An 11,326-nucleotide genomic window follows, 5' to 3' on the forward strand; every position below is an offset into this window, starting at 1 on the left:
TGAATTTCAGTATATTATAATATTTTGTTAGAGCTAAAATGTAATGTTATAAGTAGTTTGTTTTTGGCAGTAACAACTGTGTTATTAACTTTTGGAATATTTATTATACAAATGTAAAACTTTGGTATTTACAATTATAATTTGCATTTGTGATTTTCTTTTTTTACTTTTGTGATCAAGATTGATGAATATACAATTGTAATTATGCCTGTATTATGAGTATAAAAGACAGATTTAAAATGATTATGGATCGGGAGAAAATGACAGCTGGAGCATTTGCAGAAAGTATTGGAGTAGCTCAAGCTACTATCTCTCATATTTTAGGTCCCCGTAATAAGTATCCAAGTACGGAAGTTATTCTTCGGCTACATCAGCGGTATAATGACATAAATCTGGAATGGTTACTTACCGGCAATGGTAATATGAGTAATGATGGTAATAATTCCGATTTTGTTGAAGACGGTAGTTTCGACTACCCTTTATTTGCTGAGAATCCCGAAAATCTGTCCAATGGACCGAGTGCAGCGGAAAATCGCAAGGAAATTGCATCAGAAATGCTCCAAAAAGTACCTAAAGAGATTGTAAAACAAGAGATTATCTATAAAGAAAGACCTCCTAGGAGAATTACTGAAATAAGGATTTTCTTTGATGACAATACTTATGAAACATTTAAACCCGAAAATTAAGGAGTGTAAAGATGGATAGTGCAAATAAATTTGTGTCTGCATTCAGTTTGCACTATCTTTGCAAACAAAAGATATAATTCCTTCTTTTTTGATGATATGAAAAAATATATTTTAGATCTGACTGTGACAGAGAATGTCCGATTGCATGCTAACTATGTATTGTTAAAACTGACTTCTCCGTCTCCGCTTCCGGAAATGCTGCCGGGACAATTTGCGGAAATTCGCGTAGACGGTTCACCTACTACTTTCCTACGTCGTCCTATTTCTATCAATTATGTGGATAGACAGAAGAATGAGGTATGGTTCCTTATACAACTTGTTGGTGACGGAACCAAGCGTTTAGGGGAAGCTAAAGCTGGCGATATGATCAATGTGGTACTCCCGCTGGGAAATTGCTTCACAATGCCTGAAAATCCCTCTGATAAGCTTCTTTTGATAGGAGGTGGTGTGGGTACGGCTCCAATGCTTTATTTAGGTGAACAATTAGCCAAAAATGGTAGTAGACCAGTATTCTTGTTAGGGGCTCGAAGTGATAATGATTTGCTCCAATTGGAACAATTTGCTGCCTATGGTGAAGTATATACTACTACAGAAGATGGTAGTCATGGAGAAAAAGGTTATGTTACGCAGCATTCTATATTAAATAAGGTGGATTTTGAACAGATATATACTTGTGGTCCGAAACCGATGATGATGGCTGTGGCAAAATATGCCAAAAGTAAAGATATCAACTGCGAAGTATCTCTGGAAAATATGATGGCTTGTGGTATAGGTGCTTGCTTATGTTGCGTGGAGAATACTACAGAAGGCCATTTGTGTGTATGTAAAGAAGGTCCGGTTTTTAATATAAACAAACTATTATGGCAGATTTAAATGTAAATATAGGTGAATTACAAATGAAGAATCCCGTTATGACGGCTTCTGGGACATTTGGATATGGTGAAGAATTTGCCGATTTCGTCGATATATCGCGAATAGGTGGTATAATTGTAAAGGGAACTACTCTTCACAAACGTGAAGGTAACCCTTATCCGCGTATGGCGGAAACTCCATCGGGCATGTTAAACGCTGTGGGACTGCAAAATAAGGGTGTGCATTACTTTGTTGAACATATATATCCGCGTATCAAGGATATAAAAACTAATATGATTGTAAATGTTTCGGGGTCGGCTATAGAAGATTATGTTGAAACTGCATCTATTATCAATGATCTTGTAAATATTCCTGCTATAGAATTGAATATTTCCTGTCCTAATGTGAAGCAAGGAGGAATGGCATTTGGGGTCACGACCAAAGGAGCTGAGGAAGTGGTAAAAGCTGTACGTGCGGTATATAAAAAGACACTTATCGTAAAGCTCTCACCGAACGTAACGGATATCACTGAAATTGCTCGTGCGGCAGAAAATGGGGGGGCAGATAGTGTTTCACTCATTAATACCTTGCTAGGAATGGCTGTAGATGCGGAACGTAGGTGTCCGGTACTATCTACGGTAACAGGTGGAATGTCCGGTGCGGCTGTGAAGCCTATTGCGCTACGCATGGTATGGCAAGTTGCTAAAGCGGTAAAAATACCTGTCATTGGGTTGGGGGGTATTATGAACTGGAGAGATGCAGTGGAATTTATGCTTGCAGGTGCTTCTGCTATTCAAATAGGTACGGCAAACTTCATAGATCCGGAGATTACAATAAAGGTTGAGGAAGGTATCGATGACTATCTTAATAGACATGGATATAAGTCTGTAAAGGAGATTATCGGCGCACTTGAGGTGTAATGAAAAACAAAAGATTGCCATTCGCAGGTATAATTCATAAAAAAGGACATTTGTAAGCAAATGTCCTTTTTCTTTTTATTTACACTTTTGACTTTACTCTCCCAATAAGTCCGGGCGTAATTTCCGAGTCCTTTCGAGTGACTGTTGAAGTTCCCATTCCTTAATTTTTGCCTCATGGCCAGATAGTAAAATATCAGGAACTTTCCAACCATTGTAATCAGCAGGCCGTGTATAAACTGGAGCAGCCAGTAAATTGTCTTGGAATGAGTCGGAAAGTGCAGATTGCTCATCGGAGATTACGCCAGGGATAATTCGTACAATAGCGTCTGCCATAACGGCGGCGGCGAGTTCACCTCCTGTCAGTACATAATCTCCTATACTGATTTCTTTCGTAATGAGATGTTCGCGAATACGGTAATCAATACCCTTAAAATGTCCGCAAAGAATAATAAGATTTTGGGCTAGCGAGAGTGCATTTGCCATCGGCTGGCAAAACTGATCGCCATCGGGGGTAGTAAAAATCACCTCATCGTAATTTCTTTCGGCTTTTAAAGCATTGATACATCGTTCTATAGGTTCTATTTTCATCACCATTCCGGCAAATCCACCAAAGGGATAATCGTCCACGCGACGATATTTATCTTTTGTATAGTCACGGAGATTGTGGATGTGAATTTCGGCAAGCCCCTTATTTTGAGCACGTTTCATAATGGAGCAATTAAAGAAACCTTCAATCATCTCCGGTAAGACTGTGATAATATCAATTCGCATAAAACTTTATTTTTCTGCAAAAATAGTGATACATTCTATTTTCATAAAACAAAAACATAAATATTCGGTTAGAAACCTGTATTTTTGCGTTAAAACAATCTGAAATCGCTATGACTGCAAAAGAAAAAATAAACCAGCTCCGTGCCGAATTGCATCAGCATAACTACAATTATTATGTGTTGAACACTCCTGAAATATCCGATAAGGAGTTTGATGATATGATGCGTGAATTGCAGGATCTTGAAAAAGAATATCCTGAATATCAAGATGGGAATTCTCCCACTATGCGCGTAGGAAGTGATTTGAATAAGAACTTTACGCAAGTCCCTCACAAATATCCAATGCTTTCCTTGGGCAATACCTACTCGGAAAGTGAAGTGGCGGATTTCTATGATCGAGTCAAAAAAACATTGAATGAAGATTTTGAAATCTGCTGTGAATTGAAGTATGATGGTACTTCTATTTCACTGACATACGAAAATGGTAAGTTGCTACGTGCTGTTACGCGTGGTGACGGTGAAAAAGGTGATGATGTGACGGATAATGTGAAGACTATCCGCGCTATTCCATTGGTACTTCATGGTAATTATCCTCCATTGTTTGAGATTAGGGGAGAAATATTGATGCCTTGGGAAGTATTTGAGGAGCTTAACCGCGAAAAAGAGGCTCGTGAGGAACCACTTTTTGCCAATCCGCGTAATGCCGCTTCGGGTACATTGAAACTGCAAAATTCGTCAATTGTAGCATCACGCAAGCTTGATGCCTACCTGTATTATCTATTGGGAGAAGAATTACCTTGTGACGGTCATTACGAAAACCTACAAGTGGCTGCCAGTTGGGGATTTAAGATTTCAGAGCATGTGAAAAAGGCTCATAGTCTGGAAGAAGTCTTTGAATATATCAGATATTGGGATACTGAACGTAAAAATCTGCCAGTGGCAACTGATGGTATTGTGCTAAAAGTAAATAGTTTGAAACAGCAGAAAAATCTCGGTTTCACCGCAAAATCTCCCCGATGGGCAATTGCTTATAAATTCCAGGCGGAGCGAGCATTGACACGTTTGAACAAAGTTTCTTATCAGGTGGGACGTACTGGTGCTGTTACTCCTGTTGCTAATTTAGATCCGGTACAATTATCTGGAACTATTGTGAAAAGGGCCTCTTTACATAATGCAGATATTATTGAAGGGCTTGATTTACATATAGGTGATATGGTTTACGTGGAAAAAGGTGGAGAGATAATTCCTAAAATCACAGGGGTTGACAAAGAGGCACGTAATATGCTTATCGGTGAAAAAGTGAGATTTATCACTCATTGCCCTGAGTGCGGCAGTAAATTAATTCGATATGAGGGAGAAGCTGCACACTATTGTCCTAATGAAACGGCTTGTCCACCTCAGATAAAGGGTAAGATAGAGCATTTTATCAGTCGTAAGGCTATGAATATAGATGGATTAGGTCCTGAAACCGTAGATATGTTCTATCGGTTGAAATTAATCAAAGATACAGCAGACCTCTATCGGTTGAAAATAGATGATATCAAGAATTTGGACCGAATGGGTGTAAAATCGGCTGAAAATATAATTAATGGTATAGCTGCTAGTCGGGAGGTGCCTTTTGAAAGAGTTCTTTTTGCTTTGGGTATCCGGTTTGTGGGAGAGACTGTAGCGAAGAAGATTGCAAAGTCATTTGCAAATATTGAAGAATTAGAGAGTGCAGGCCTTGAAAAACTCAAAAACATCGATGAAATCGGTGAAAAGATAGCGCAAAGTATTATTAACTATTTTTCTAATCCCTCAAATAGAGAGTTAATAGAGCGACTGAAAATCTCGGGTTTGCAATTTTGCAGGAAAGAAGAAGACTTGAGTGGATATACTGACAAACTTGTTGGACAATCCATCGTTATCAGCGGTGTGTTTGTGTACCACTCAAGAGATGAATATAAAGAATTGATCGAAAAAAATGGTGGAAAGAATGTGGGGAGTATTTCTGCTAAGACTAGTTTTATACTGGCCGGTGAGAATATGGGACCTGCCAAATTTGAGAAAGCTCAGAAGCTGGGGGTAAAGATTATGAGTGAAGATGATTTTCTAGAGTTATTATCCTAACAAATTTCTGCAAAAAACTTTTTTATAGCTTGTTTTTGTAGACTAAATCGAAAAAAATCGTACTTTTGCGAGTCATTTAATTAGAGATTACTTTATAATACTCATGATACAGACAAGATTGAAAGGAATGGGGGTAGCGCTAATTACTCCATTTAAAGAGGACGAAAGCGTTGATTATGATGCATTGATACGTATGGTAGACTATTTGTTGCAAAATAATGCTGATTTCCTATGCGTATTGGGCACCACGGCAGAAACTCCTACTCTTACGGACGATGAAAAGAGAAAAATCAAGAAAATGGTCATTGAGCGTGTGAATGGAAGAATTCCTATTTTGCTTGGAGTAGGTGGTAATAATACCCGTGCCATAGTAGAAACGCTGAAAAATGATGACTTTACTGGTGTCGATGCTATTCTTTCCGTTGTTCCTTATTATAATAAGCCTTCACAAGAAGGGATATATCAACATTATAAAGCTATTGCTGAAGCGACGGAGTTGCCTATTGTACTTTATAATGTACCGGGACGTACGGGTGTAAATATGAAAGCTGAAACGACATTACGTATTGCACGTGATTTTAAAAATGTGATTGCTATTAAGGAGGCGTCAGGGGATATTTCCCAAATGGATGATATAATCAAGAATAAACCTGCTAATTTTGACGTTATTTCGGGGGATGACGGTATAACCTTCCCTCTGATTACCTTAGGGGCAGTTGGTATCATATCGGTCATTGGAAATGCGTTTCCGCGTGAATTCAGCCGTATGGTGCGTCTGGCATTGCAAGGAGATTATATTAATGCCCTGACTATTCATCATAAATTTGCTGAGTTATTTAAACTTTTATTTGTTGATGGTAATCCTGCAGGTGTAAAAGCTATGTTGAATGTGATGGGTATGATTGAAAATAAACTTCGTTTGCCACTAGTACCAACAAGAATTACCACTTTTGAAGCAATGCGGAAGATTTTGGATGAATTGAATATTAAGTGTTGAGGTATCCCTTTTATGTTATATGAAAAAGCCTTGTCATTGCAGGGCTTTTTTTATTCTCTTTTATTATAGGGGAACAACTTAAAATATATAAATAAAAAAGAACCTCTACAAAGTTTTGCAGAGGTTCTTAGTGATCGCGACAGGATTCAAACCTGTAACCGGCTGATCCGTAGTCAGCTACTCTATTCAGTTGAGCTACGCGACCCTTTTACTAAAACATTGTGACCGCGACAGGATTCAAACCTGTAACCGGCTGATCCGTAGTCAGCTACTCTATTCAGTTGAGCTACGCGGCCTTTTTGTTTAACGGGTGCAAAGATACGTACTTTTTCTGAATTAGCAAATGTTACGCCAACTTTTTTTGAAGAATTTTATTCGATGAAACGGTAGTTAAACAGCTGCCAACCGATGGTTAATCCTACATTCCACTCCTTTTTCGGTGAGCTATAATGATTTACATATGCTGCTATAGTACCGAAAGGTAATTGACATATTACAGAAATTTCTCCCATATACTCAAACTTTGAAAATGCTTTTCCGTAAAAAGCTTTATTTAATGCATTTTTTTCAATGGGAAATACTGGCATGAATCCATAAAATTCGGTACGGAACTGAAACATATCATTAAAAATGAATATTGGCTTGATACCCACTGCCAGGAATTGGTTGGCACGAAAAGCTTCATTATACATCAACTTGCTATGCGGAGTAGGTGTGAATTCTGCAGCCTGCATCATTGTTGCCGTATAATTCTCTGAAAAATTTTTCGATGAATAGAGCATTTCTGCCATCCATCCTAAAGTGAATTTAGGGCTCATGGAGTGATAAGCATCTTTCATATAAGAAATTTGAAGCCAAGATTGGCGCCCTTTGGTAGAAACTTCCTCTTTAGGATTTCCGGGGCGGAACTTTTCTTTTCCGGTAAACACCTGAGCTATCAGTTTTTCATAATACCCTCTTGTTGCATACTGACGGGCATTATAAGTGCTTCCATAAAACCCAATAGTTCCACTTAACAACTTATAAGTACTCTTGTCCGAACGATCTTCATCAAAGTTTATTACATTGGACTGGAAGTAATTATCTTCAAGCGCTCCATATCCAATACTAAATTCCGCACGCTTGTTTGAAAGGAAAGGCAGAGCAACCATCAGCTTTACAAAACGTTCATCCTTTGAATTGAAAGACGGTTTGTCATTCTTGGAGAAGAGTTTATCTTTTTTATAATAATCAAAGGTGCTTATGGACGCGATGAAACGATATGAGGTAGGGATACGGGTGGGTAAATCAATTTTTGCCATCAATTGGGCGTTATTATAAACTTTACCTAACTGGCCGTCGAAAGTAATTTCTTTGGAATAATAGTTTAAATTTTGATATCCTAATCCTAGATATATCTGATTAGAACTTGTAGTAGAAACACTTCCACCCATGCGGACCGAAAAATTATTCTCCATTTTAACTTTTAGATGGAGTTCATACAAATCATTTTCTGGATCATAAACAGCATGGGGTATGATCTCTGATATCATATTATCTGCTAATAAACGAAAATAACCCCGTTTCAAGTCTTCATAAGTAAACACTTCATGATCTTCATCGTGAAATTCTTTTTTGATATAGACTTGTTGTTGTTCATTAGCTCCTTCGATACGAATATCGCGAAAACGGAGTTGTGGCAGATTACTTCGGTAGACCAATCGTCTTAATCGCACGTTATCAGCATTTACACGTCGATGGATGCGATTTTTTATAGAGTCCATTAAACTGATAGTCCGGTTATAACCGATATCATGTAATTCTTGTAAACGGTCAAAATCCAGCAGATTTACGTCATCGTACTTGAAATTCATTATAATACCCAAAGAATCGGGAAGAGAATAATCCGTTTTCTGCATTACCATATTTTCTATCTGACTCATCAAGTCGTTCTCTTTCGGTTTACTGGGATTGGCTGCCACCACACTACCAATAATTATATCGGGACAAAAGTCTTCCCGCATCACATCCGTAGGAAAATTATTGTAAATTCCTCCATCATAAGCCAATACACTATCAATCTCTATAGGTTTAAAAACAAAAGGAAAGCTCATGGAGGCACGTACAGCATCTCCTAAGTCTCCTTTTCTCATTATAAGAGGCCTTTTATTATACACATCAGAAGCGATACAGCGAAAAGGAACAAACAACTTATTAAAATCGCCGTTACAAGATGCCGTAGCTCGTGCAAATAGTTCTACAAACACCAAGTTCATCTGTATGGGATTGACCATACTGGTAGGAAGTATCTGTGGTTTCAGATGCATTGAATCTCTGAAAGCAAATCGAATATTGAAAAATTCAGGGGTAGGACGGTTTTTCTTAAAATAATATTCATATTTAGGTTCTACCTTTCCAGAATACCAACGTTTGAAGTCCGGAGATCGTAACAGAGCCTCCATATCGTCTGGAGAATATCCCATCGCATATAATGAACCGATAATGGCTCCCATAGAAGTGCCGGTAATATAATCAATTGGGATATTGTTTTCTTCTAGGGCACGGATAATACCAATATGTGTCATACCTTTCGCACCACCACCACTAAGAACAAGCCCCACTTTCTGAGCCTGAACTACTGATAACAAACATAGGTAAAACGACAAAAACAACAGAATTCTCTTCATGACTAATAATTCCGAGTGAAACGTGCTGATTTATTCAACGCTCAAATATAAACAATAGTTTCCAAAAACATCGTATCCAACGGGAAAAAACACCTGTATAACAGTAAAAACGAACAAAAAAGGGTATTGCAATTCGTATGAGTTGCAATACCCTTGTATATAAATAAAATCTAAAGGGGATTATTTAATTAAGTCTATGCTTCTTTTAACAAAGTTATTCAGGGCTTCTCCCTTTAACATACCGTTTTGAAGTAATGCTAAGTCAATCAGTTGACGAACGGTCTTATTTTTAGCAGCATATCCGGCAAATATATTTTCTTTCTGTACCTTTAATTCTTCCCATTTCCGATCCAATTTATTCACCTCATCTTTTTCAGTAGTAGGTATTTCTTCATCCTTCTTACCTTCCTGTTTCTTTTTCAGATCGTTTCGTTGTTGGTTTACCTCATCCATTTCCTTCTGAATAGGCACAATCTTTGAGGCACATTCCTTATCTTCGTCCGATAAAATCTCTTTTACAAGCTTATGATCGGAGTTCAGTACCAGATTGAACATATCCGGCATTTCTCCATAGAAGCTCATTCCTGCCTGAATATTGGCCATTTCTTTCATACGGCGCATATATTCGCTCTGAGTAATCATTACCGGTGCAGAATTCTCTCCCAAAGCTTGTGTCGTTATGTTAAACTCGGCCTTCTCTATTTGGGGCAGTTGACTCTTGAAGATAGTAGACAATGCTTCTTGTTTTTCGGTTTCCAGAACATCGTTCTTTTTGTCTTCTTTGACAATCAGATTATCAATCACATCGCTATCTACGCGAGTGAAGCGTGTTTTTTCAAACTTCTGCTCCAACATACTAACTAAAGCGATATCCAGTTGACCGTCCATTAACAATACATTGTAACCTTTATTCTTGGCTGCTTCAATATAACTGTACTGTTCATCTTTATGGTTGGCATACAGATATATCAAATTTCCATCCTTATCTGTTTGGTTATCTTTAATCAGAGTCTTATATTCTTCAAAAGTATAATATTTGTTGTCTGTATCGGTAAAAAGGGCAAAATCTTTCGCTCTATCATAGAAGTCTTCTTGTGTGAGCATTCCGTAATTGATAAAGATTTTCAAATCATTCCACTTTTCTTCGAACTGTTTTCGATCATTCTTAAAAATTGATTGCAGACGGTCTGATACTTTTTTGGTGATATAGGTGGATATCTTCTTTACGTTAGAGTCGCTTTGCAAATAAGAACGGGATACATTCAACGGAATATCCGGTGAATCCAGTACTCCATGAAGTAGAGTGAGGAAATCGGGAACAATTCCTTCAACAGAATCCGTCACATATACTTGATTGCAATAAAGCTGTATCTTATTCTTATTCAATTCGATATTACTCTTTACCTTAGGGAAGTAAAGGATACCGGTGAGATGGAACGGATAATCTACATTCAAATGAATCCAGAATAGAGGTTCGTCGGACATCGGATAGAGCTCACGATAGAACTTTTTATAATCTTCATCTTTTAATTCATTGGGTTTCAGAGTCCACAATGGATTGGCATTGTTGATAATATTATCCTCGTTTGTTTCCACTTGCTTACCATCTTTCCATTCTTTCTTTTTACCGAATGCGACAGGGATAGGGAGGAAACTGCAATATTTCTTTAATAAAGAAGAAATACGGGTTTCTTCAAGGAATTCCTTGCAATCATCATCAATATAAAGTACGATATCAGTACCGCGTTCAGTCTTGTCAACGTCTTCAATAGTAAATTCAGGACTACCGTCACATGTCCACTTTACAGCTTGAGCACCTTCTTGATAGGACTTGGTGATAATTTCAACTTTCTTGGCTACCATGAAAGCTGAATAGAAACCCAATCCGAAATGTCCAATGATGGCATTTGCGTCATTCTTGTATTTTTCCAAGAAGTCGTTAGCTCCAGAGAATGCAATTTGATTGATATATCTATCGATTTCTTCTGCTGTTAAACCGATACCATGATCAGACACGGTAATCGTATCCTTATCCAAAGAAACATGAACGGTCAAATCTCCAATCTCGCCTTTAAATTCACCTATTGAGGCCAGGGTTTTCAGTTTCTGAGTAGCGTCTACTGCATTAGAAACCAACTCGCGAAGAAAAATTTCATGATCACTGTACAAAAACTTTTTAATGACGGGGAAAATGTTCTCGGTAGTTACCCCAATACTTCCTTTTTGCATATTACGTTTATATTTTTATTGTTTTTGGTAAAGATGAAACAAAAAAAATGCCAGCCACTATGGACTGACATTTTGACGGTTTTTTATCGAAAGGACT

Annotated in this window: 8 protein-coding genes and 2 tRNA genes; 5 read left to right on the plus strand and 5 right to left on the minus strand. The window is 37.8% G+C overall.

Annotated elements, in window-relative coordinates:
- The first annotated feature begins 215 nt into the window (after window positions 1-215).
- The 3 genes from DXC10_RS11065 to DXC10_RS11075 all read left to right on the plus strand — a co-directional run bounded on the left by DXC10_RS11065 (window position 216) and on the right by DXC10_RS11075 (window position 2,458).
- Window positions 216-686 (plus strand): helix-turn-helix domain-containing protein, encoded by a 471-nt coding sequence (locus tag DXC10_RS11065; protein ID WP_101542809.1) that lies wholly within the window; start codon window positions 216-218, stop codon window positions 684-686.
- A gap of 96 nt (window positions 687-782) precedes the next feature.
- Window positions 783-1,559, plus strand: coding sequence for a dihydroorotate dehydrogenase electron transfer subunit (locus DXC10_RS11070; RefSeq protein WP_101542808.1), 777 nt, complete (start codon window positions 783-785; stop codon window positions 1,557-1,559).
- Window positions 1,547-2,458: a dihydroorotate dehydrogenase gene (locus DXC10_RS11075; protein ID WP_101542807.1), complete on the plus strand. Its 912-nt coding sequence runs from the start codon at window positions 1,547-1,549 to the stop codon at window positions 2,456-2,458. Before DXC10_RS11070 ends, DXC10_RS11075 begins: the two co-directional genes overlap by 13 nt.
- A 93-nt stretch (window positions 2,459-2,551) precedes the next feature.
- On the opposite strand, the gene trmD is transcribed toward DXC10_RS11075, so the two are convergent.
- A complete protein-coding gene (gene trmD, locus DXC10_RS11080; RefSeq protein ID WP_101542806.1) occupies window positions 2,552-3,229 on the minus strand; it encodes a tRNA (guanosine(37)-N1)-methyltransferase TrmD in 678 nt (225 codons plus the stop codon).
- Window positions 3,230-3,339: 110 nt separating this feature from the next.
- Between trmD and ligA the strand changes: the two genes are divergently transcribed.
- Both ligA and dapA read left to right on the plus strand, forming a co-directional pair.
- Window positions 3,340-5,337 (plus strand): NAD-dependent DNA ligase LigA, encoded by a 1,998-nt coding sequence (ligA, locus tag DXC10_RS11085; RefSeq protein ID WP_117737882.1) that lies wholly within the window; start codon window positions 3,340-3,342, stop codon window positions 5,335-5,337.
- A gap of 103 nt (window positions 5,338-5,440) precedes the next feature.
- On the plus strand, window positions 5,441-6,334 hold the full coding sequence (gene dapA / locus DXC10_RS11090; protein ID WP_101542804.1) for a 4-hydroxy-tetrahydrodipicolinate synthase: 894 nt from the start codon (window positions 5,441-5,443) through the stop codon (window positions 6,332-6,334).
- Between the two features lie 131 nt (window positions 6,335-6,465).
- On the opposite strand, the gene DXC10_RS11095 is transcribed toward dapA, so the two are convergent.
- The 4 genes from DXC10_RS11095 to htpG all read right to left on the minus strand — a co-directional run bounded on the left by DXC10_RS11095 (window position 6,466) and on the right by htpG (window position 11,229).
- Window positions 6,466-6,539: transfer RNA gene (locus DXC10_RS11095), tRNA-Arg, on the minus strand.
- A gap of 17 nt (window positions 6,540-6,556) precedes the next feature.
- Window positions 6,557-6,630 (minus strand) — tRNA-Arg (locus tag DXC10_RS11100).
- Between the two features lie 75 nt (window positions 6,631-6,705).
- Window positions 6,706-9,000 (minus strand): patatin-like phospholipase family protein, encoded by a 2,295-nt coding sequence (locus DXC10_RS11105; RefSeq protein ID WP_101542803.1) that lies wholly within the window; start codon window positions 8,998-9,000, stop codon window positions 6,706-6,708.
- Between the two features lie 180 nt (window positions 9,001-9,180).
- Complete coding sequence (htpG, locus tag DXC10_RS11110; RefSeq protein ID WP_101542802.1) at window positions 9,181-11,229, minus strand: molecular chaperone HtpG; 2,049 nt, start codon at window positions 11,227-11,229, stop codon at window positions 9,181-9,183.
- Between the last annotated feature and the right edge of the window lie 97 nt (window positions 11,230-11,326).

It is taken from the genome of Bacteroides sp. OM08-11 (genome assembly GCF_003438665.1).
In the GTDB taxonomy this organism is placed as follows: Bacteria; Bacteroidota; Bacteroidia; order Bacteroidales; family Bacteroidaceae; genus Bacteroides; species Bacteroides cutis.

Coding starts and splice junctions, on each gene's coding strand:
- trmD (WP_101542806.1), bottom strand. CDS start 3,229: ATGCGAATTGATATTATCACAGTCTTACCGGAGATGATTGAAGGTTTC.
- DXC10_RS11065 (WP_101542809.1), top strand. CDS start 216: ATGAGTATAAAAGACAGATTTAAAATGATTATGGATCGGGAGAAAATG.
- DXC10_RS11075 (WP_101542807.1), top strand. CDS start 1,547: ATGGCAGATTTAAATGTAAATATAGGTGAATTACAAATGAAGAATCCC.
- dapA (WP_101542804.1), top strand. CDS start 5,441: ATGATACAGACAAGATTGAAAGGAATGGGGGTAGCGCTAATTACTCCA.
- DXC10_RS11070 (WP_101542808.1), top strand. CDS start 783: ATGAAAAAATATATTTTAGATCTGACTGTGACAGAGAATGTCCGATTG.
- htpG (WP_101542802.1), bottom strand. CDS start 11,229: ATGCAAAAAGGAAGTATTGGGGTAACTACCGAGAACATTTTCCCCGTC.
- ligA (WP_117737882.1), top strand. CDS start 3,340: ATGACTGCAAAAGAAAAAATAAACCAGCTCCGTGCCGAATTGCATCAG.
- DXC10_RS11105 (WP_101542803.1), bottom strand. CDS start 9,000: ATGAAGAGAATTCTGTTGTTTTTGTCGTTTTACCTATGTTTGTTATCA.